General features: G+C 45.3%; 15 protein-coding genes, 3 pseudogenes and 1 riboswitch. All 18 genes and pseudogenes read right to left on the bottom strand.

Annotation, left to right across the window (positions count from 1 at the left end):
* Nucleotides 1-44: 44 nt before the first annotated feature.
* Entirely contained in the window at nucleotides 45-1,190 is a 1,146-nt protein-coding gene (gene fucO / locus QZL69_RS03790; protein ID WP_022213896.1) for a lactaldehyde reductase, read from the bottom strand.
* A gap of 227 nt (nucleotides 1,191-1,417) precedes the next feature.
* Complete coding sequence (locus tag QZL69_RS03785) at nucleotides 1,418-2,005, bottom strand: TetR/AcrR family transcriptional regulator C-terminal domain-containing protein (RefSeq protein ID WP_022213895.1); 588 nt, start codon at nucleotides 2,003-2,005, stop codon at nucleotides 1,418-1,420.
* Nucleotides 1,975-3,765: an aminopeptidase P family protein gene (locus QZL69_RS03780; protein ID WP_022213894.1), complete on the bottom strand. Its 1,791-nt coding sequence runs from the start codon at nucleotides 3,763-3,765 to the stop codon at nucleotides 1,975-1,977. The genes QZL69_RS03785 and QZL69_RS03780 overlap by 31 nt, the downstream gene beginning before the upstream one ends.
* A gap of 1,069 nt (nucleotides 3,766-4,834) precedes the next feature.
* A pseudogene (locus QZL69_RS03775) lies at nucleotides 4,835-5,539 on the bottom strand (formate--tetrahydrofolate ligase); the annotation flags it as partial.
* 10 nt (nucleotides 5,540-5,549) lie between these two features.
* Nucleotides 5,550-6,623 (bottom strand): annotated as a pseudogene (locus QZL69_RS03770) (formate--tetrahydrofolate ligase); the annotation flags it as partial.
* Between the two features lie 121 nt (nucleotides 6,624-6,744).
* Nucleotides 6,745-6,826: riboswitch (ZMP/ZTP riboswitch) on the bottom strand.
* A 165-nt stretch (nucleotides 6,827-6,991) separates the two neighbouring features.
* Nucleotides 6,992-7,312, bottom strand: a pseudogene (locus QZL69_RS03765) (formate--tetrahydrofolate ligase); the annotation flags it as partial.
* Nucleotides 7,313-7,401: 89 nt separating this feature from the next.
* Complete coding sequence (locus QZL69_RS03760; protein WP_022213890.1) at nucleotides 7,402-8,103, bottom strand: DUF3786 domain-containing protein; 702 nt, start codon at nucleotides 8,101-8,103, stop codon at nucleotides 7,402-7,404.
* A 69-nt stretch (nucleotides 8,104-8,172) separates the two neighbouring features.
* A complete protein-coding gene (acsV, locus tag QZL69_RS03755; protein WP_022213889.1) occupies nucleotides 8,173-10,101 on the bottom strand; it encodes a corrinoid activation/regeneration protein AcsV in 1,929 nt (642 codons plus the stop codon).
* Nucleotides 10,102-10,245: 144 nt separating this feature from the next.
* The gene (gene acsE, locus QZL69_RS03750) at nucleotides 10,246-11,034 is read right to left on the bottom strand and encodes a carbon monoxide dehydrogenase/acetyl-CoA synthase methytransferase subunit (protein ID WP_022213888.1); all 789 of its coding nucleotides are present in this window, start codon (nucleotides 11,032-11,034) and stop codon (nucleotides 10,246-10,248) included.
* 75 nt (nucleotides 11,035-11,109) lie between these two features.
* Nucleotides 11,110-12,456 carry an acetyl-CoA decarbonylase/synthase complex subunit gamma gene (acsC, locus tag QZL69_RS03745; protein ID WP_022213887.1) on the bottom strand — a complete coding sequence of 449 codons (1,347 nt, stop codon included), beginning with the start codon at nucleotides 12,454-12,456 and terminating at the stop codon, nucleotides 11,110-11,112.
* Between the two features lie 25 nt (nucleotides 12,457-12,481).
* Complete coding sequence (acsD, locus tag QZL69_RS03740) at nucleotides 12,482-13,423, bottom strand: acetyl-CoA decarbonylase/synthase complex subunit delta (RefSeq protein WP_022213886.1); 942 nt, start codon at nucleotides 13,421-13,423, stop codon at nucleotides 12,482-12,484.
* A 195-nt stretch (nucleotides 13,424-13,618) separates the two neighbouring features.
* Complete coding sequence (gene acsB / locus QZL69_RS03735) at nucleotides 13,619-15,748, bottom strand: acetyl-CoA decarbonylase/synthase complex subunit alpha/beta (RefSeq protein WP_022213885.1); 2,130 nt, start codon at nucleotides 15,746-15,748, stop codon at nucleotides 13,619-13,621.
* Between the two features lie 17 nt (nucleotides 15,749-15,765).
* The gene (locus QZL69_RS03730) at nucleotides 15,766-16,539 is read right to left on the bottom strand and encodes a nucleotide-binding protein (RefSeq protein ID WP_022213884.1); all 774 of its coding nucleotides are present in this window, start codon (nucleotides 16,537-16,539) and stop codon (nucleotides 15,766-15,768) included.
* 24 nt (nucleotides 16,540-16,563) lie between these two features.
* Nucleotides 16,564-18,456 (bottom strand): anaerobic carbon-monoxide dehydrogenase catalytic subunit, encoded by a 1,893-nt coding sequence (cooS, locus tag QZL69_RS03725; RefSeq protein ID WP_022213883.1) that lies wholly within the window; start codon nucleotides 18,454-18,456, stop codon nucleotides 16,564-16,566.
* 187 nt (nucleotides 18,457-18,643) lie between these two features.
* Nucleotides 18,644-19,414, bottom strand: a complete 771-nt coding sequence (locus tag QZL69_RS03720; RefSeq protein WP_022213882.1) for a nucleotide-binding protein — start codon at nucleotides 19,412-19,414, stop codon at nucleotides 18,644-18,646.
* Between the two features lie 28 nt (nucleotides 19,415-19,442).
* Nucleotides 19,443-20,369 (bottom strand): methylenetetrahydrofolate reductase, encoded by a 927-nt coding sequence (locus QZL69_RS03715; RefSeq protein ID WP_022213881.1) that lies wholly within the window; start codon nucleotides 20,367-20,369, stop codon nucleotides 19,443-19,445.
* Nucleotides 20,370-20,415: 46 nt separating this feature from the next.
* A complete protein-coding gene (locus tag QZL69_RS03710; RefSeq protein ID WP_022213880.1) occupies nucleotides 20,416-20,601 on the bottom strand; it encodes a CooT family nickel-binding protein in 186 nt (61 codons plus the stop codon).
* Between the two features lie 80 nt (nucleotides 20,602-20,681).
* A complete protein-coding gene (locus tag QZL69_RS03705; protein ID WP_022213879.1) occupies nucleotides 20,682-21,086 on the bottom strand; it encodes a hypothetical protein in 405 nt (134 codons plus the stop codon).
* Between the last annotated feature and the right edge of the window lie 325 nt (nucleotides 21,087-21,411).

Below are 21,411 nucleotides of genomic sequence, written 5' to 3'. Positions count from 1 at the left end.
CGGTTTTGCAATACCCCTTTGCGGTTTCATACGATTTTTCTAAATCACATGATCTTTCTAAACAGATCCTTCAGATCCTCCACACTCGCATCCTTCGGGTTACCCGGTGCACAAGCATCCGCATGTGCAGATTCAGCGAGGAACTGCAGATCTTCCTCTTTAATAGCCTCCAGCTTGGTCGGAATTCCCACATCAACAGAAAGCTTTCTAACCGCATCAATAGCAGCCTTTCTATATTCCTCCTGAGTCATAGAATCCACATCCTTCACACCCATTGCACGAGCGATCTCACGATACTTCTCTCCAGTGCATTCCTGGTTATATTCCATTACGATCGGAAGCATCATAGCGCATGCAACACCATGCGGAGTATCATAAACAGCACCCAGTGTATGAGCCATGGAATGTGCGATTCCAAGACCTACATTTGAGAATCCCATACCTGCGATATACTGTCCAAGAGCCATTCCCTCACGACCTTCTTTGGTATTTTCAACAGCTCCGCGAAGAGATTTGGAGATCAGTTCAATCGCTTTGAGATGAAACATATCTGTCATTTCCCATGCAGCTTTTGTGGTATATCCTTCGATTGCATGAGTCAGGGCATCCATACCTGTAGAAGCGGTCAGTCCCTTAGGCATTGAAGACATCATTTCCGGGTCAACAACTGCGATGATCGGCATGTCATGCGGGTCAACACATACAAATTTACGTTTCTTTTCTACATCTGTGATAACGTAGTTGATGGTAACTTCTGCTGCTGTTCCTGCTGTTGTCGGAACTGCAATGATCGGTACGCAAGGTTTCTTTGTCGGTGCTGTACCCTCCAGGCTTCTTACATCCTCAAATTCCGGGTTTGCGATGATGATACCGATTGCTTTTGCAGTATCCATGGAAGAACCACCACCGATTGCAATGATATAATCTGCACCGGATTTTTTGAATGCAGCTACACCATTCTGGACGTTCTGGATGGTCGGGTTTGCTTTGATATCAGAATAAATTTCGTATTCCAGGCCCTCTTTTTCAAGGACATCTGTTACCTTGCTTGTTACGTTAAATTTGATCAGATCCGGGTCAGAGCATACAAATGCTTTTTTGAATGCATGTGCTTTTGCTTCGTTTGCGATCTCTGCAATTGCACCTGCTCCGTGATAAGATGTTCCGTTTAAGTTAATTCTATTTGCCATGATAATTACATCCCTTTCTGCGTCGCTCACGCCTTAACTTTGTTATTATCTTAACAATAGTTTTATAAAAAAGAAAGTTACAGAATCCAACAAGTGTAACGTTTTCTGTAACTTTCGTGATTTGTTCTAAATTTATGCATTCATATTCAGTAAAAATAACCAGATATGTCTTTCCTGTTTATGGAAACATTTCTGTAACGCCTGTATTTCCAACATTTTTGAAGTTGTCAGTTCAGGATCTCAAGCCTCACAAAAATCTCTGCAAGCTTCTCCGGCATCCCATCTACAATGATAGATGCCAGTTCTTCCGGGGTACATGTCACCCCTCCTGTCACCCATTTGACAGTCATATAAATAGAGCTTTGGCAGTACATTTCCAGCAGATAATGGACGTTTTCGCCCGGTACTTTGCCAGTTTTTTCACGAATTAAATTTTCGTAAAACTGTAAGATCAGTTCGAAATCATGCTGTCTGAGGGAATTCTGTTCGTCATAACGAAACGCTGCCGCAAAAAATGTCTGCTCTTCCTGAATATAAGTAAACTTCTTGACCAGAGCATCATAGACCGTCTTTCCACGTCCCATATGTTCAAAAGATTTCGTAAGAAGTTTGTCAAAATACCAGTTGATCAGGTCGTATTTGTCCAGAAAATTCCTGTAAAAAGTCTGTCTCGTAAGCTCACATTTCTCTGTGATCTGCTTCACTGTGATGTTCTCTACAGGAGTTGTCTGCATACATTCTTTCATGGCCCGTGCCAGCCGGTATTTGGTTTTTTCACCCTTTGTCAGATCTCTCTGGTTGCCTGTTTCAGCCATTCTTTTTCTTCCTCATCTAAGTATGGTGATATGGTCGTATATACTTTCTGATGGTAATCATTCAGAAGTTTCCGCTCACGTTCTGTCATCTCTTCCGGGTTGATTCCCTCCAGATCAAATGGGACCATTGTCAGTGGTTCGAAGCACATAAACTGCCCGAAAGATGTCTTTTCTGCCTTTTTGCAGAGGACAAGATTTTCGTGGCGGATCCCGAATTCATTTTCTAGATAATAGCCAGGTTCGTCGGAGGTGATCATTCCTTCCTCAAGCACCGGTGCCGGATTTCCCGGAAGGTTTTTCCAACGGAAGCTGTTCGGTCCTTCGTGAACATTCAGAAGATAGCCTACCCCGTGTCCTGTGCCGTGGTTATAATCTTCACCCAGTTCCCAGAGCGGTCCTCTGGCAAGATAATCGAGGTTTAAACCTGTGCATCCGTACTTGAATTTCGCCGCTGCCAGGTTCAGATTTCCACGCAGAACTGCGGTAAAAAATTTCTTTTCTTTGGCTGTGACAGGTCCAAGAACAATGGTTCTTGTGATATCTGTTGTTCCTTCCAGATAATGTCCGCCGGTATCTGCAAGCACCATTCCCCTGGCCTCAAGCGGGATGTCTGTTGCTTCTGTCGCGCTGTAATGTACGATCGCAGCATGCGTTCCATATGCAATGATCGGATCAAAACTTTCCCCCAGAAAATGCTCCTGTTCGCTGCGGAACTGGTATAATTTCTCCGCTGTGCTCAGTTCTGTAATGGTAGTTCTGGTGACATTTTTCTTGAGCCAATGGATGAATTTAGTTACTGCGACACCGTCCTTAATATGTGCAATTCTCTCGTTTTCCATCTCTGTTTCGTTCTTGACTGCCTTCGGAAGAAGAGTCAGATTTGGCTCATCCAGAATCGTCACTTCAGATGGAATATTACTTACGAGACGGCTGTTGACATTCGCCCTGGAGAGCAGAACTTTCTTATCTGAAGAGATGCTCTGAACATAAGAATAGACATCATCGTATGGGTAAATTTTTACCCCATCTGCTTCCAGATTACTGCGGATCTCTTCTGAAAAAGCTGCTGCATTTGCGTATAATCTCAATTCATTCTCCATCATTACAAGGTAAGAAAGAACCACCGGACAGCAATGGATATCGTTACCGCGGATGTTCAAAAGCCAGGCGATATCATCGAGGGATGTGAGGATAAAAGTGTCGGCTTCTTTTGCTTTCATCTGCTCACGGATCTCTGCGATCTTATCTGCTCTGGACTTGCCGGTCCATCGGATATCCAGTTCCATGACCGGCTCACAGGAAAGAACCGGACGGTCTTCCCAGATCTCGCCGATCAGGTCATCGTTTACAGAAAATGTGATATGTTTTTCCTGCAGAAGTTCCTGCAATTCTTCCGCTTCCCTCGCACTTACGGTACGGCCGTCGAAGCCAAGACACATGCCTTCTTCTAATTTATCGTTCAGAAACTGATGCATGGTCGGAACCCCTGGCTCTCCGGATTTGAACAGTTCTATTGTCGTATCGCGGAGCTGATCCGCTGCCTGGATAAAATAACGGCCATCGGTCCACAGCCCTGCCATGTCCTGTGTGATAATGGCAGTTCCTGCGGAGCCGGTGAAGCCGGTGATATATTTCCTGCATTTGAAGTAGTCACCTACGTATTCCGATCCATGGAAATCATCTGTTGCTACCAGATAGGCGTCTATCTTTTTTTCTTTCATAAGAATGCGAAGGGCGTTTAATTTTTGTTTTATAGTCATTTTTTTCTATGCCTCCCTCATAACATGGGGTGTAAATTTTATAAATTTACTTTAAACAGGATATATATATTTGTCAAGAGAGGAAGGGTACTTCCCTTGGACCCGTTAATTTGCATTGACCTTTCTTGTCAGGGCGGGATGCCCTGGGGGGATTTTTTTATATTGGGATATATGAAAACCGCGAAGGGACTTGCCAGTCCCCTCGCCACCCCTGGGCTGGGTGTTTGACGGAAATTTTGTCTTATGTAGTGCCCTTTGAAAAATTCTCCTGGTGTATCAGGTCGGAAGATCTTTGTATAAATAATATCGCAGTATATAAAAATAACAAGATTCTTCTCTTTCGCATGGAGAAGATATCCTGTTATTTTATCATACTATTGGTGAGTTGATTTGTATTAGTATAACTCTAAGCTAGTGTACTGTATCATTGACATTTCGCTAAATAACTTGCCTGTTTTCCCATCGAACTGCGTTGACTTCGCCCAACGATGCCACCGCATCGCCTCGTTCAGTCGCCTTGTCGATGAAAAAACATTCTACATTATTTAACTGAAAGTCAATGAGACAGCACACTAGGCCATCCATTTTAAAACTCTTCATTGGTCAGAATCTAAAATACTATCTTCCAAGCCAACCATCTCAAGAGCATTTATTGACTTTAATCTGGCTTGCTCATTCTACAGTCATCCATTTTTCCAAAATTCTGTGGTCTTTCAAATAAATTACTTCTTACAGAGTCATTCCAGCACCCAATTTTCGTTGGTTTCCAGACGACTTACTTCCCACGTAGTCATTCTCATTCCCAATCTTCGTTGGTTTCCAGACGACTTACTCCTCACGTAGTCATCCCAATACCCCCGCGCCTTTCGCGCCAGCGAAACAGCCCTAACAGTTAGCGTCAGCCCGTTCTGTCTTGATGCACCAGGCGTGGCCAAGTAGGGGGGGCTGAGGGGGAGCTTCGGCCTTCGCAACTTCGAGATGCTCCCCCTCAGGGTTTTCTCAGTTTCCAAACTGAATTTTCCTGCCTTATAAGGCAAAAATTATACTTTTTTAATATGAGACTTAATTCTTAGAAAAGTCCAGTAATCTTTCCGGTCTCATCAACATCAATACGTTCTGCAGCAGGTACTTTCGGAAGACCTGGCATCGTCATGATCTCGCCTGTCAGGGCAACGATAAATCCTGCGCCAGCAGAAATCTTAAGATTACGTACAGTAACTTCGAAGTCTGTCGGAGCCCCAAGCTTGGTCTGGTCATCGGTCAGGCTGTACTGTGTCTTAGCCACACAGATCGGGCAGTTGCCAAATCCAAGAGCTTCCAGCTGTTTCGCCTGCTTCTGCGCATTTGCAGTAAGAACTACTCTCTTACCGCCATATACTTTCTGCACGATCTGGTTCAGTTTATCTTCGATAGATCCTTCCAGTTCATATGCATAAGTAAAGTCGTTTGGTTCTTCTACGAGGCGAAGAACTTCTTCTGCAAGTTTGATTCCGCCTTCTCCGCCTTTTGCCCATACTTCAGAAAGAGCTACGTTTACGCCGAGTTCTTTGCACTTAGCTTCTACGAAGTCAAGCTCTGCCTTGGTGTCGGTCGGGAATGCGTTGATGGCAACTACGCAAGGAAGTTTGTATACGTTCTTGATGTTGCTTACATGTTTCAGAAGGTTCGGGATACCTTTTTCAAGAGCTTCCAGGTTTTCGTTGTTGAGGTCAGCTTTTGCTACGCCGCCGTTATATTTGAGGGCACGTACGGTTGCTACGATAACAACTGCGGATACCTTTTTCAAGAGCTTCCAGGTTTTCGTTGTTGAGGTCAGCTTTGGCTACGCCGCCGTTGTATTTCAGAGCACGTACGGTTGCTACGATAACAACTGCACTTGGATGCAGGTCTGCCATACGGCATTTGATATCGAGGAATTTCTCTGCACCAAGGTCTGCACCGAATCCTGCTTCTGTGATCGCATAATCAGCAAGTTTCATTGCCATCTTGGTTGCTGTTACGGAGTTACATCCATGAGCGATGTTTGCGAATGGTCCGCCGTGTACGATCGCCGGAACGTGTTCCAGTGTCTGAACGAGGTTCGGTTTCAGGGCGTCTTTCAGGAGAGCTGTCATAGCGCCTTCTGCATGGAGGTCACCTGCTGTTACCGGTTTCTGCTCGGATACTTTACCGTAGGTATATCCGATAATAATTCTGGAAAGTCTTTCTTTCAGGTCTTTAATGTCACTTGCAAGACAAAGGACTGCCATGATCTCAGATGCAACGGTGATGTCATATCCGTCTTCACGCGGCATTCCGTTTGTTCTTCCACCGAGGCCGTCTACTACGTTACGGAGCTGACGGTCGTTCATGTCCACGCATCTTCTCCATGTGATCTTTCTTGGATCGATGTTCAGAGCGTTGCCCTGGAAGATATGATTGTCGATCATTGCTGCGAGCAGATTGTTTGCTGCTCCGATCGCATGGAAGTCACCTGTGAAGTGAAGGTTGATGTCCTCCATCGGAACTACCTGTGCATAGCCGCCGCCTGCTGCGCCGCCCTTAACACCGAATACCGGTCCGAGGGATGGCTCACGGAGAGCTACCATAACGCTTTTGCCGAGTCTCTGCATACCGTCTGCAAGACCTACTGTTGTTGTTGTCTTTCCTTCACCTGCCGGTGTCGGGTTGATAGCGGTTACAAGAATCAGCTTGCCGTCCTTTTTGTCGCTTTCTTTCAGGAGATTGTAATCGATCTTTGCTTTGTACTTACCGTACTGCTCCAGATATTTGTCGTCGATGCCTGCTTTTTCTGCGATCTTGGTGATCGGCTCCATTGTGCACTCCTGTGCGATTTCGATGTCACTTTTGAATCCCATAATTTTCTCCTTTCTTTGCCGATAACGCCTGTCGTGATTGCCCCGTCACCAAGCAACCATGGCGTTGATTTTTAATAAGCCCTCTTTTCTTATTAAAAAAAGCAGTATCTGAGTTACCCTCAAATACTGCCCAGACGGTCGGCGTTACAAATCTCCTGCTCCCTCGTGGTATCTCCACAATTCCGTCAGTCACCGGAGACTCTATTTACTTGGTGAGAAAAGATTATCATATTTATTGTCATTTGTCAATAAATTGTCGCGATTATTATGTTTTTTTATAAAACATAAGGAAAACTTAAATAAAATTTGTTATTTTATCATACTATTATTTAACGTCAGCCCGTTCTGTCCTGATGCACCAGGCGTGGCCCGGTAACACCGAATACCGGTCCGAGGGATGGCTCACGGAGAGCTACCATAACACTCTTACCGAGTCTCTGCATACCGTCTGCAAGACCTACGGTTGTAGTTGTTTTTCCTTCACCTGCCGGTGTCGGGTTGATAGCGGTTACGAGGATCAGCTTGCCGTCCTTTTTGTCGCTTTCTTTCAGAAGATTGTAATCAATCTTTGCTTTGTACTTACCGTACTGCTCCAGATATTTGTCGTCGATGCCTGCTTTTTCTGCGATCTTGGTGATCGGCTCCATTGTGCACTCCTGTGCGATTTCGATGTCACTTTTGAATCCCATAATGTTACCTCCCGCGTTTTATTTTAGTGTTATTTATAACTAGAGGGTTTTCCCCTTTTTTGTATCAGAGGTTTGACATGATAAAAATCTCAGATTGCTTTTGCAAAAGCTTTCAGTGATCCGATGATCACATCTCCCATAACAGCCATGTCTTCTGCCTGGAAGGATACCGGGAAATTGTCGGAGAAGAGGATCTGTGAGGACGGTGGAAATTCATCGTCTCCCTCCCACAGGATCATCTGCACCAGGTATCCCGGAAAGATCTCAAGCTGATAAGCAATGTCACCGTGCTCTACCGGAACACAGTGGATGTGTTCCATGATCGCCTGAAAATCTTTGATGCGGTTTCCGTAGGAAAAAGCCAGTCGTTTAATGCATCTTCCATCAAACTGTCTCAGGTAGACTTCTCCCCACGGCATTTCGCGATAAGTTTTGAATTTGCCGGTGCCGGTAGATGCGGCACCGTTCAGCAGAAAGCGAATCGTCAGAGTTCTGGCATAAACCATGGTTTCCAGCGGGTAAAATCCCATATCGTCTGCCTCGTGGCTAACCTGAAAATCCGGCCAGGAAATCTGATACGTCGTTCCGAGGAATTTCAGAGTAAAAGATTTCTCTTCCTCATTGTAGGAAATGCCAAGTCTCTCGGCGATTTCCTTCGGATCAGCCTCCTGATACTGGCTCAGATAATGTTCCCACGGGAGACGCTCTTTGCTGTCTTTTCCATATCCCAGTTTCTCTCCCACAGATTCCATCTCTGCCGGATCAAATATTGTTTTTATATCAGAACTCATAATTCACCTCTTAAATTTTAAGTATTATCATCTCCACGGATTGCTTCGCTGTTACGCAGTTTCACGATTCTATCTCTGATGAACGTTTGGGAACATGGATGCATCGGTATGTGGGATAAAGCATGCTCCCACGAATTCATCCATGTAAGTCGGAACTGTTGAAAGTTCCATATAAGTCATATTGGCTGCAAGATCATATGTTTTCTTTTCGGCTTCTGTGGAATAAAGCATCAGGTATGCACCAGTCAGGGAAGAGTTTCCGATGTAGTGGAATTTCTCCAGCGGAACATCCGGGAACATTCCGATATTGACTGCATTCTGCATATTGATACCACTTCCGATACCGCCTGCAACATAAACATCATCGATCATTGACACATCGAAATCCAGAGAAGAAAGCATCGTTCTGATCGCTGAGAAGATTGCTCCCTTCGCACGGATAAAGTTGTCAATGTCGACTTCTGTGATCTCTACATCCTTTGAAGAACCAGCTTCTTCCTCAAACGCGATCACATAGCTTCCCATTCCATAATGGTCATGACGGATCCTCTTGCCTTCGCGGACAAATTTGCCCTTCGGATTGATGATTCCTGTCATATAAAGCTCACTAATCACATCTATGATACCGGAACCGCAAAGACCGACCGGTTTGGTTCCCGGTTCACCAACGATCTTGTATGTAGGTTCCATAGTTTCCTTGTCAATGGTACATGCCTCGATCGCACCGTCTGTCGCACGCATACCACAGCTGATATCTCCACCCTCAAAGGCTGGACCTGCAGAGCATGCACAGCTCATCATGAAGTCAGAGTTACCAAATACAAGCTCTCCGTTGGTACCAAGGTCGATGAACAGAGAAAATTCCGGTCTGTTCCAGATCATACTTACCAGAGCGCCTGCCGTGATATCTCCACCTACATAGCTTCCGATATTCGGAGCCATGATGATGTGTGCGTCTTTGTTGATCTCGATGCCTACATCAGATGCAAACATGGAGTTTGTCTTAAAGAATGCCGGGATGTATGGCTCTGTACGAAGATAGTCTGCATTGATCCCTGCAAACAGATGGTTCATCGTCGTATTGGAAGCCACGCACATACGATAGATCTGATTTTCCGGAAGATGGATGCTTCTGCACATCTCATGGATCATCGGATTGATCGTCTCTTTGATCACGGCATCCTGTAATTTCTTGATTCCACCTGGTTTGGTCGTCTCAATGATACGGTTGATGACATCCGCGCCATAACGGATCTGTCCGTTTCCGGAAGAACTCTTGGCAAGGATCTCGCCTGTCGCCATATTGATGATCACAGCAGAAACGGTCGTTGTACCGATATCCACTGCCAGACCGCCCATGATAACATCTTCTTTGCTGTCAAAGATGTCATATACAAACATGTCATTCGGTGTCACGCGAACAACACATTTGACAGAAAACTTGCTCGCACGAAGTACATCCGGAAGCTTACGGAGAACAGCATACGGAACTCTGATCCGGTTAAGGTTCATAAATTTCCGAAGTGCCCTTGTCAGTCTCTCAACATCCGGCATAGTATCATCCAGAGATGGTTCTGCCATCTGAAGTTCCACAACTTCCAAGCTGTTTCTGAACTGAATTCCGGTTTCTTCGATCTGAGATTTTGCTTTTTCAAAAATTGCAATTTCTTCTTTGGAACTTAAATCTGCCACTTTCATTCTGCTCTTGTATGCAGATGCGATATCCGGCACCAGTACCTCCACGTCGGCACTGATCTTGCTCATGCAGGCAAGACGCCAGCCTTTTTCAAATTCCTCATCAGAAATATGAAGTGTCTTCTTGGAGTCCACTTCTCCGCCTTTTAACTGTACCCGACATTTTCCGCAGGCTCCATTTCCGGAACATGGAGCGTCGATTGCCACGTTTGCGCCACGTGCAACTTCGAGTAAATTATCCCCCGCATTGGCAAATGCTTCTACCTTACTGCCATCTTCAAATGCAAATGTCACCTTAAACATGCGGTAACCACCTTTCTCGCCTTGTGAATTTTTGTTTTTCACCTGTGGCACTGGGAGTCAGACCTGGCTGAATTGATAAAAAAAGCCAGAGGCCGCGAAGCCTCCAGCCTTTTTTTGTCTACAGCCGTAAAAAAGTCAGACTGATTAGATTTCCAGATAGGAATCTGCGTACAGGTAGTTGTTCTTAATGATATCGCAGGATTTGATTGTTTCCATCAGACGCAGATCGTTAGGGTTAACGATTGCGGATGTAAGTCCCTGCATCATAGCCATAGCTACCATAGCGGAGTCCATGATCGGACGGATGTGTTTCGGCATACCGTTGGAGTTATTGGAAAGACCACCGGTGCTCTTCATTCCCATATCAGAGATCATTTTGATGAATTCAAGAACTTCCATCTGTTTGTCCTGCATTCCTTTGATAACCAGGAATAACGGGTCAAACCACATGTCGTTCTCAACGTCCATACCATGCTCCATACCTCTCTCCATCAGAGTCTGCATGTACATCATACGTTCGTCATTGTCTTTTGCGATTCCTTCGCCGTTGCAAAGTGCGATAACGATTGCATCGTTAGCTGCTGCAACATCAACGTATCCGATTCTTCCAGCTGCGTCAGCGGAGTTTACGATCGGTTTTCCTTTGGAACGGTTGTATACGGAGATACCAGCTTCGATAGCTGCAACGTTGGAAGTATCCAGTGCCAGCGGAACATTGTCGAAGTTGCCCTGCAAAAGTTCTACAGCCCATTTCATCAGTTCCGGTCCATCGTTCTCAGCTGGTCCGATGTTTACATCAAGATATGTAGCACCTGCGTCAAGCTGCTGTTTTGCTCTCTTGAGGATCGGCTCAGGATCTCTCTCTGTGAATGCTTTATTTACTGCTGGTGCTGTTGTGGAAAGTCTCTCTCCAATTGTAACAAATTTTGCCATACCCTGAATCTCCTTTTCATTTTTATGTTTCAGGGAGGTTCACTCCCTGAACATTATTTTATTTTTATGCGGCAATTATGCCTGCATATCCTTTAAGAATTTTACAAGCTGTACTGCTTCTCTAGGTCCTACGATGATCTCCCATCCCGGAAGTTTAGCTTCAAGGTCGCCCTTGAGGACTGCTACTTTACCAGGGATAACGAGCTTACGGCATTTAACCTTCGGCTCAACTTCTTCTTTGATGTACTCAGAAATGCTGGTGCTGGAGAATTTACCTGCAGCCCAGGATGTCAGTACGGAAAGTCCGCCTGCATCGTTGATAACCAGGTTAAGCGGAACACCGGAACGCTCCAGCTCTCCGGAAACCACGAAGTATGTAAGAGCGAAGTCTACGGTTGTAACAACGAGGGAGTTCTCGTCTGCACCGTTGAGTGGGTAGATACCCGGCTCTACTTTCATCGGCTTCTGCGGGTCTGTGTAAACGTTCTGACGAAGACCGAACAGCGGAAGTGCCTCTGCATATGTCATCTGCTCCATAACGATGATGGAACCATATTTCATTGTAAATACGGAAGCAAGTGCTGCCTGTAAATGATAGTCACCCTTAGCAAGTTTAACCAGGTTTACGATAGACGGATATCCGAATGTTCTATCCTGGTCTTTCAGAGCTGCACGACGAACCTGTACAGTGTTTGCAAAGGTTTCTTTGATGTCAGCGCCTGTTGTGTCAAGAACAAGGTTCTTGTTGCCAAGTTTTTCAAGAGCTGCTACGGTATCATAGAGCTCGTTTAAGTCTTTTCCGGATACTCCGAGAACTACGCCAGCTTCTGTAGCAACTGCGTTCATTGCTTCATAGTTGTCAGCGTTAGCTCCGTTAAGAACCGGTTTGCCATCCTTGCATACTTCAAGAGCAGCTTTAGCGATCTCAGGATCTGTACATCCAAGAACGAGAGTTCTTCCAAGGCCTTTTGCTTTTTCTACAAGTGCTGTGTATTTGGCAGCATCTGCATCTGCGCTGCAGTTTACGTATACAAGTTCTACATGCATTCTCTCACCGATACGGTCATAGTCTACATGTGGGATTGCTGCAAGCTTCGCATCAACTTCTGCATCATCCATGCATGTGCAAAGAGATACAGCGTATCTTGGTTTGCTTACGAATGTTTTTTCATGTCTGAACAGAACAGTCTCTCCTCCGAGAGTGAACTCTGCATCGCCTGTTCCGATCTTGATTGTCTTCATCGGCGGAGCAGTTGCCTCAGACAGGGAAGCCAGTGCTTCGTCAGACATATGTGGACACTGTTCGATCTGCATAGCGCCCTGTGCAACTTTCATAGAGAAAGCCATACATGTCGGACATCCACATTCCTTACAGTTTTTCTTTGGTGTTAATTTAAAAATCTGAATACCATTCAGTGCCATAGCTATTTATTCCTCCTATTATTCCTTAAGCAAGTGCTTTGATCAGTTTGGAAATTGTCTTAACAGATTCCGGATGTCTTAAGATTACGGCATCAGAACCAGCAGCAAGGTCTGCTGCTGCAGTCATAACTTCCATATCGATTCCACGCTCGTCTGCTGATCCCCATTCAGGCATATCAGCTTCAGAAGCTGTAGCTTCTTTTACTGCCCATGTCTCTGCGGATACTGGAGTAATAATAGGCATCTGCAGCATATTGTCGCTCTGACCTAATGCTGCACCTTTGATACGGTCCATAGTAGAAACTACGTACTCATATCCGTAACCAGCTGCTGCACTACCGATGTTCATAACGATCTTCTTCGCATCAACACCAAGCTGTGTAGTAACAACGTTTAACTGTTTTGCAAGGTTGATATCAACGGCTGATTCAGCACCAACGATCTGATTGTAAGCAAGACCTGCTGCTGCACCGATTGCTTTGTAGTTTTCTTCTTTTTCGGAAAGAAGAAGTGCATTTCTTCCCTGAAGAACTTCTGCAACTTTCGGGAGAAGTTCCGCATCCTTCTCTACGTTCTTGCATCCTTCTACAACAAGTGGACAGTCGATAGCGCCAGCCACTTCTTTAACAACCTCGATAAGTTCTTCGATAGATTTGTTTGCTCCGTTCGGGTCTCCACCATCCAGGATCAGAGCAACAAAATCAGCTCCTTCAATAGCTGCTGCTTTCTGAGCGATCTCAGCCATTGTTGTAGCTCCTTCATAATAAGCTTTTACACCTTCTGAAAATTCATCCAGTCCAAGGTCAGAGATCTCTACACCGATTTTGGCTGTGTTCTCTGTTGGTGCATCAAATGTATAGAACGGGAAAGAATTTTCTCCACCGATTGTCACAGTCTTATCTCCGCTTCCGATTGTGACAGCGTTAATCTTTGCATTAAATTTCTGTGGTTTCTGATTAAACGGCATTTCTCATAAGCCTCCTCTTAATTATTAATAACTCAAATAGCAAATAGCATTATACTACATAAAATCGCCAGTTACAAGGGAAGTTGGCTATTTATGTTAAAAAAATATCAAAAATTGTAACGTAATGCATTCCATAAACAATTTAAGATTAATCTCCCAGGGAATGAATGCAAGCATTCATTCCCTTTGCGGAGATTACATCATCGGATCCATTCCAAGTGCCGGATGTCCTTTTTCTGTCAGGAATGCTACCAGTGTTTCTGGATCTTCTGCTACGGTCTCATCACCGATCATGTCTGTGAAGTTTTCGATTCCGTAGAGTTCCTGAGCTGTCTTGTTCAGACGTTCTGCAACGAATTCTTTCAGTTCTTTTGGCATCCATACGATACGTTCGATACCGCCTTCAGCCTTCATGAATTTCTTAGAGGAGATGAAGTGTTTTCCATGTCCCATGAATCCAGGAGTCTGAACACCGCCGCCTGTCATGGAAGCCATTTCTGGGAAGGTCATTCCAAGAGGTGTCATGCCTGCATACTCACGGTTAGCGATAACTACACCATTGGAGAATGGCTCGATACCACAGATACATTCGAAGCATCCACAGGAAGTCATAGGATCCTGCATGATGGAGTACAGTGTAACGTGCTCCAGAGCACCCTGTGAGAATTTCTGAACTGCTTCATCAACGTCTTCGTAAGAACCAAGGTTCTCATCGATCGGACGCTCTTTGGTGATGATCTGGCAAGGTCCGTTAGGATCAAGCTGATGTGTAGCTTTTGCATCCAGCCATGAAACGGCACCGCAAAGACCAAGTCTCTCTGGTGTTACGACACATACGTGGCTTGGAGAGAATGCCTGGCAGAGGATACAGCTGTAGTATACATCTACAGACTCATCTGTCAGAGTGTCAAGACGCTCATCACGTTTGTCGAAGGTCGGGATAGCAACCTCATGACGGATTCTTGTACATTCTGCCGGATCTGTATAGATAACAACTTCACATTTGTCAACAACTGCGTCGAATTCGTTCTTGACAGAAGCGTAAAGAACTTCACCGATATGTTTGATCTTGAAGCCTGCGTTGAATGCTTCGATGCTGATACGGATACGCTGCATATCACGCTGTCCTGTGTGGTATACACCCTCGATACAGTTGATGTAGTTGTGGAATTTACGCTCGATAACCGGTTCGAAGTCTGCCTGCATGTTCTTGCCTGCAACTTTAACAACATATGCGATGCTGTTCTTGCTTCCAAGTTCCATGTCGTCTACTTCCGGTCCAACTACTGTGATCTTGTGATCTTCGATCTCAGAAGCGTCACAGGTCTGTACAAGCTCTGCACAGTCAACACGGGAACCATCGAATTCAACCTGCATGTCTTTACGACGGATGATCTCACCTTCGAATGCGGATGCGAAAGCAACCGGGATATCGATGTTTGTGATCTTGATCTTGATGTCACGTGCTTCCAGGGATGTAGCATTGAATTTGCTTACATCTTCCTGAACGATAAGGCTCTTCGGTACGCGGAAGATATTCTCTGTCTCGTTTGTAACTACCGGGAATCCAAGTGCGATAGCACCTGCACCACAAGCTACGATCACGTCATCCAGAGGTTTGAATGCGTTTACGAATGCCGGTACACGGTCCATTGTGTATTTCATCAGTGTGCCTGCATCTCCAGGTTTTACGTTACCGAAGATCAGAGCTGCACGAAGTGCTACAGATACTACATGGATAACTGCTGTAACGTCTTTGCCAAGCGGGATAACACGAACGTTTGCGCCTGTCTTCATTCCAGCTTCTGCAACCTGGTCGATGATTCCGCCAACCAGTGTTACGAGGATACCCTGTGCCTGATAGCTCTTAACAAGAGCAACACCTTCTTCTGTTGTAGGAGCAGCTCCGAGGATTACTGCTACACCAGGGATATCGCCTGTTACAAGCGGTACACCAAGTTCACGGATCACTGCATCTGCAAGATGTCCGTAGCATGGTTCTTCGTATGGTGTTGCACCATCAATGTATTTCAGAACTTCGATGAACTCTGCGCAGAGTGCTGTAGCAACACCTGACATGAATGCATCGTTTAATCTTTTTTCTCTTGTCATAAGTGTTTTAACAACACCAAGAGCTTCTTTTAATTCTTTTAATGTTGTAACTTTTGTTCCTGTTACAGCATAATAACATGGAAGGCTGTAAGCGGTGTTCGGGAAGCTGACAGCTTTGTCTTCGCCGTACTGAGCGATTGCTCCGTCGATAGCGCCCTCTGTTAAACCATATACAGCATCATTTCCGCCGAATACTCTATCAAATAAAGTCACGTTAATACCTCCTGTTTTTAAAGACTTGAGTTCTGGTCAATCTTTTCTTTTATTTTTGTTATTTCAGCCGTTACAGTCTGGCTGAAATCGTAAGGGGATTTTCCCTGACGGTCAGCGTCTATAACTTCTGTGTTGTAGTGGATCATTCCAAGAAGATCTTCTGCCGGGATCCTGGAACGGATGAATGCTTCATCGTCCTCGTTCCTTACTTTATTTGCCACAACTTTGACCTGTGCGACACCGAGATCTTTGGCAAGTCGTTTTACATTTTTGTAGGTCTGCACACTTCTTGCCCCTGGTTCAATCACTACAATAAATTCATCCATGCTTTCCGTGGTGCCCCGGCCCAGATGCTCCAGACCGGCTTCCATATCAAGGATCACCACATCGTCCCTGTGAATCACAAGATTATTAATGATCCGTTTCAACATGACATGCTCCGGACAGACACAGCCGCCCCCACCTGTTTCCACGGTACCAAGGACAAGCAGTTTCACGCCATTGCAGGTCTTGCCGTAGGTATCCGGGATATCGTCTACCTTCGGGTTCAGTTTATAAAACTGATTCTGACTGTTGGCTCCGGTACGCTCCTCCACCAGCTTACGCATTCTGGAGATCGGTACGATGGAATCCAGTGTTTCCTCGTCAAATCCAAGTGCCAGACCTAGATTTGCATCCGGGTCTACATCTGCCGCAAGGACCTTCTTTCCTTCGTCTGCGTATAATCTGGCAAGTGTTGCCGCAAAAGTTGTCTTTCCTACTCCGCCTTTACCGGTTACTGCTATTTTCATAAGTTAATCGCGCCTTTCCTGCTATCAGATGCCGAGAGCTGCTCTCTTCTCTTCGATTCTCTCGATCATCAGATCGCCTAATTTGTCAATGTCTTTTTCTACTGTGTAAGCAGCTTCTACCCAGTCACGAACACCTTCGGTAAGAAGTCCTGCCACCTGATCAGATCCGGATACATATGGATCTACGCCAAGGAAGGTATCAAGACCTGTTGCTACTACGTAGTTTCCGATGGAAACAGCTTTCTCAGACATCCACTCAGGAGCACATCCTACTACTGGAAGCTGGGAAATGTTAAGTCCGGAATCCTTTGCAAGTTCAGATGCGAGGATCAGCATACGGCTGATATCTACACAGGATCCCATGTGTAATACTGGCGGGATGTCCGCAAGCTCACAGACACGTTTCAGTCCTGCACCGCAGAGGTCTTTGGCTGCTTTGTCCATAAGGCCGGCTTTTGCTGCTGCCTGTGCTGAACATCCGGAAGCGATGATAACGATATCGTTTGCAAGCAGTTTCTTCATCAGCTCGATATGAGCGGAGTCAGGTCTGATCTTCGGGTTGTTACATCCAACCATTGCAACTGCACCACGGATAACACCAGATGTGATGCACTCAAGGAGAGGTTTGGTTGTTCCTGTCTCATCTACCTGAGAGTTTGTTACACCGTCAAGTGTCTTAACGATTGCTTCAACAGAGTATCCAACAGTTGCTTTCTGTTTCATATCCGGGATATATACGAGATCCGGTTTTCTGTTCTTGAAGTTCTCACATGCCAGTTTAACGATCTGACGTGCTTTTTCTCCTGCTGCGCCTGCGCTGAATTCGATGAATTCGGAATCTGGCATCTGACAGATCGGAGAAGTTGTGATGAATTTAGTATGGAAACATTTGCTCAGAGGTCCTAATGCCGGGAAGATACACTGAACGTCAACAACGATCGCTTCACATGCACCGGTCAGAACAACGTTTTCCTGCTGTAAGAAGTTACCAGCCATCGGGATACCACGACGCATAGCTACTTCGTTTGATGTACAACATACACCGGAAATAGTGATGCCTTTTGCACCCATGGATTTTGCGTAGTCGATCATTTCTTTGCTGTCTGCAACTTCACAGATCATCTCAGAAAGACTCGGATCATGTCCGTGTACTACGATGTTTACGTTTTCTGCGTTCATAACGCCAAGGTTTGCTTCTGTTTCGATCGGCTTCGGAGTTCCGAACAGTACGTCAGAGAACTCTGTTCCACACATGGAACCGCCCCATCCATCAGAAAGTCCGTTACGAAGTGCCTGACGGATCAGTGCCTCCGGTTTGCAGGTGTTACCCATATGGGTCATATGTAATGCACAGGAAACCTCACGGTCGATTGCTCTTGGCTCGATTCCTGCTTCGTGCCACAGATCCTGTGTATGCTGAGGTGCTCTCTTAAGCCATCTGGAAATGCCTCTGATCTTTCCGTATTCTTCCTGAGCCAGGTCAGACATCTCATGAGCAAGATCGTAGATGTCTTTGCCCTCTGTCTCAACGCCCCATTCTTTTGCGATACGGATCAGTTTCTCAGGATCTTTTACCTGATAGTCGCCGCCTTCTTTTGCATGTCCGAGGGTGATACAGATCTCACGTCCATGATCGGAATGTGTAGCTGCTCCGCCTGCTGTGAAGCGAAGGAAGTTTCTTCCTACGATACCGTGTGCATCGCATCCGCAGATTCCTCTCGGAGCCTTTGGAGTAATACGACATGGTCCCATGGAACAGATACGGCAGCAGATACCCTGCTCACCGAACTTACAGTGTGGAGTCTGGTTTTTTACACGGAACTGCCAAGCGTCTGCGCCTACCTTTGCGCCAGTTTCCAACAGTCGGTTGGTAGCAGCTTCAAATTCTTCCACTGTAGTTAATTTGAATTCACTCATTATAGACCTCCTTTTATTATACATGATGAGTCATGTATTTTTACCTTTCTATAAAGTTTTATATAATAACCCTCCAGACAGAACCCATCCCCGCCCATGGGTTATTTTCCTGTAAAAAATCTGCTGAATCCTGTATTGTTCAGCATCTGTTATAAATTCTCCTGCTGTGATCGCAGGAAAATCATGATTATAAACTTAACTTGCCGGCAATTTCCCTTAATGCCTTCTTGACCGGATTGTCCTCCGGAAGACTGGCTGTAGGTTTGCCATCACAGTCATATTCATAAACAGTTTCATCCTGCGGTACTACACCGAGAAGATGAAGTCCCTGATTGGCGATCTCTTCTTTGATCCCGTCATTCAGTTCTCCCTTCGGTGCACGGTTGACGATCAGTCCTACCGTGTCCGGTTTCATTCCGCATTCATCGATCAGTTTCGCGATCCTTCCAACAGCCTGGATTCCTCTTCGGGAGCAGTCGCTCACCAGGATCGCAGTCTGCATGGACGGAAGAACGCCTCTGCTGATATGCTCCATACCTGCTTCGTTATCTACTACGATATATGGATAATGATTCTGATACTTGGCAAGCTGAGCCTGAAGCAGGCCGTTTACATAACAGTAGCAGCCCTTTCCCTGTGTTCTGCCCATTACGAGCAGATCAAAATCATCTTCCTCAACCAGTGCATCCTCAAATCTGAGTTCAGCATAATCTGCCTTGGACATTCCTTTCGGAATCGGGTTTTCCTTTGCGATCTCTGCCTGTGCGATCTCCTCACGTACATCACCGAGAGTTGTGTCAACCTTTACTCCCAGGACTTCGTTCAGGTTGGAATTCGCATCTGCATCAACTGCAAGGATCGGTCCTTTGTTCTGTTCGCAGAGATACTGGATCAGCATTCCACATAAAGTAGTTTTACCTACGCCGCCTTTACCGGCGACAGCAATCACATGTGCCATAACTTAAAGAGTGCCTCCTACTCTATTTTCATATTAGTGTACGCATGCCAGATGCATTGATGATCTCGCTTACGTCTTTCCATTTATTCAGCGCATACAGGTGGATACCTTCTACGCCAAGAGCACGGTATTTGTCAATCTGCCTGATCGTGTACTCAATACCGGCTTTCTTGAAATCTTCTTTCTTCTGTTCAAGGTTATCGTCGAATGGTGCTTTATCGAACGGATTCGGGAAGATCCAGTATTTAGAGATAAGTCTGGAAAGTTCTCGATCCATAACACAGCCATTACGTGAAAGAGCCATGCTGATCGTAGCTGCCTGATCCAGGATCGGCATGATCCCTACATCGATCGGCATCGTGACACCGGCCTTGCGGATCTTGTCCTGCCAGCGTGCGAACTGCTCCATATCCCAGCAGAGCTGCGTCATGATATAATCAGCACCATTGTCCTGTTTCATCTTAAGGACGGAAACATCTGCATCCAGGCTGCGGCATGCGATATGCCCTTCCGGCGAACCTGCTACTGCAATTTCAAACTTGTCTCCAAATTCCCGGCGGATAAACTTGACAAGATCTGTCGCATAGTTAAAATCTCCGCCCGTGGAGTGTTCTCCTCTCGGGAAATCCCCACGAAGAGCAAGGATGTGATCAACGCCCTCTCTCAGGTATGTCTCAAGCTGGTCCCTGATTCCTTCTTTGGTGTTCTTGATAACCGTAAAATGAGTTACCGGAACAGTACCGGCTTTCTTTACCATCTGACATACTTCTCTGTTCGCTCCTACATTGCCGCCTCCGGCTCCGTATGTAACAGAGATATATTCTGGTTCAAACTGACAAAGATGCTCGATCGTTCCCGGAAGATTCTCCATACCCTTGTCGGTCTTGGGCGGGAACAATTCAAAAGAAAGGAGTTGTCTTTCCTTCATCAGCTCAGTCAATTTTACTGATGCCATAGCTGCACCTCCTTATATTAAACTAATGCTTGTAAGTCCCGGACGATCAGTCATCGCAGCAAAGCTTTACAATGCTGTTTGCCAGGTCTACCATAAGGATATGTCCCTCTACGACACGCTCATCTCCCATAATGTCTCTGAGCACCAGTTTATTTCCATCTACATCAATTCTGGATACATTCTTAAAGATAACAGAATTATCGCTTTCTTTGTATACAGTTGCAAGACACATAACTCTCACCTCCGCCATTCTGTTGTGTCATATTATTGTGTCATATTAAAAGTCAATATTACCGTTCACTGTAACAGATCCTATTTCATTTCTTCCTTAACAAGTGTAAGTGCAAGTCCCAGGCGCATGTTGCCCTTCTGGAAATCTGCAACTGCTTCCTTGATCGTCTTGGCTGAACTTGCAAGCCCCATCTTCTCCAGGTTGTCGGCCATCTGGTCGAGTTCTGCTGCGTGATGCTCATTGTGCTGCAGCATGTAAGTCAGAAGTGCTACTGTCTCTTTCTTGCAGTCCCCGCCCTCACAGGATCCACAGTGTTCCTGGCTGGAACAGCTGCTGTCGTGTGTATGTGCATGTTCTCCGTCTCCGTGAGAATGAGAATGTGTATGGGTCACACCGTCCGCATGTGTATGTTCATGTGTGTGTCCCTCTGTATGTTCATGTCCGTGCTGGACAAGGTTTCCGTTTTCATCTTTTATTAAGTGCATTGTCTACTCCTTTCTGCACAAATCCCTGTCAGTCTGTCTTAAACGTGACAAACTTCTGACAAGAATTTATCAATTAAATTCATTATACATCTTTTGTTATAGTTAATCAAGGCTATATTGAGAAAAAACGCACAAAAATCATTCCTGTTTCTATTTCTTTTTTTGCATTTTTCGCATCTGCTGATTATTTTTCTCGTTATATAAATAACGCTATCGTTTTAATATTAACAATCTTTATTTTCACCTTTTTTCCATGCCTATGTAAATTCATGTATTAAATATTTAACATATTTGATGTTCTTCTTTCACATTTTTATGTTATAAT

Source organism: Blautia sp. CAG:237 (assembly GCF_000436615.1).
GTDB classification, from domain to species: domain Bacteria; phylum Bacillota; class Clostridia; order Lachnospirales; family Lachnospiraceae; genus Blautia_A; species Blautia_A intestinihominis.
Note: the sequence above shows the minus strand (reverse complement) of the source record. Positions and strands in the feature narration are given on the sequence as shown.

Excerpts from the sequence above, each read along its gene's own strand:
- fucO (WP_022213896.1), bottom strand. The coding sequence starts at position 1,190 with ATGGCAAATAGAATTAACTTAAACGGAACATCTTATCACGGAGCAGGT.
- QZL69_RS03785 (WP_022213895.1), bottom strand. The coding sequence starts at position 2,005 with ATGGCTGAAACAGGCAACCAGAGAGATCTGACAAAGGGTGAAAAAACC.
- QZL69_RS03780 (WP_022213894.1), bottom strand. The coding sequence starts at position 3,765 with ATGACTATAAAACAAAAATTAAACGCCCTTCGCATTCTTATGAAAGAA.
- QZL69_RS03760 (WP_022213890.1), bottom strand. The coding sequence starts at position 8,103 with ATGAGTTCTGATATAAAAACAATATTTGATCCGGCAGAGATGGAATCT.
- acsV (WP_022213889.1), bottom strand. The coding sequence starts at position 10,101 with ATGTTTAAGGTGACATTTGCATTTGAAGATGGCAGTAAGGTAGAAGCA.
- acsE (WP_022213888.1), bottom strand. The coding sequence starts at position 11,034 with ATGGCAAAATTTGTTACAATTGGAGAGAGACTTTCCACAACAGCACCA.
- acsC (WP_022213887.1), bottom strand. The coding sequence starts at position 12,456 with ATGGCACTGAATGGTATTCAGATTTTTAAATTAACACCAAAGAAAAAC.
- acsD (WP_022213886.1), bottom strand. The coding sequence starts at position 13,423 with ATGCCGTTTAATCAGAAACCACAGAAATTTAATGCAAAGATTAACGCT.
- QZL69_RS03730 (WP_022213884.1), bottom strand. The coding sequence starts at position 16,539 with ATGAAAATAGCAGTAACCGGTAAAGGCGGAGTAGGAAAGACAACTTTT.
- cooS (WP_022213883.1), bottom strand. The coding sequence starts at position 18,456 with ATGAGTGAATTCAAATTAACTACAGTGGAAGAATTTGAAGCTGCTACC.
- QZL69_RS03720 (WP_022213882.1), bottom strand. The coding sequence starts at position 19,414 with ATGGCACATGTGATTGCTGTCGCCGGTAAAGGCGGCGTAGGTAAAACT.
- QZL69_RS03715 (WP_022213881.1), bottom strand. The coding sequence starts at position 20,369 with ATGGCATCAGTAAAATTGACTGAGCTGATGAAGGAAAGACAACTCCTT.
- QZL69_RS03710 (WP_022213880.1), bottom strand. The coding sequence starts at position 20,601 with ATGTGTCTTGCAACTGTATACAAAGAAAGCGATAATTCTGTTATCTTT.
- QZL69_RS03705 (WP_022213879.1), bottom strand. The coding sequence starts at position 21,086 with ATGCACTTAATAAAAGATGAAAACGGAAACCTTGTCCAGCACGGACAT.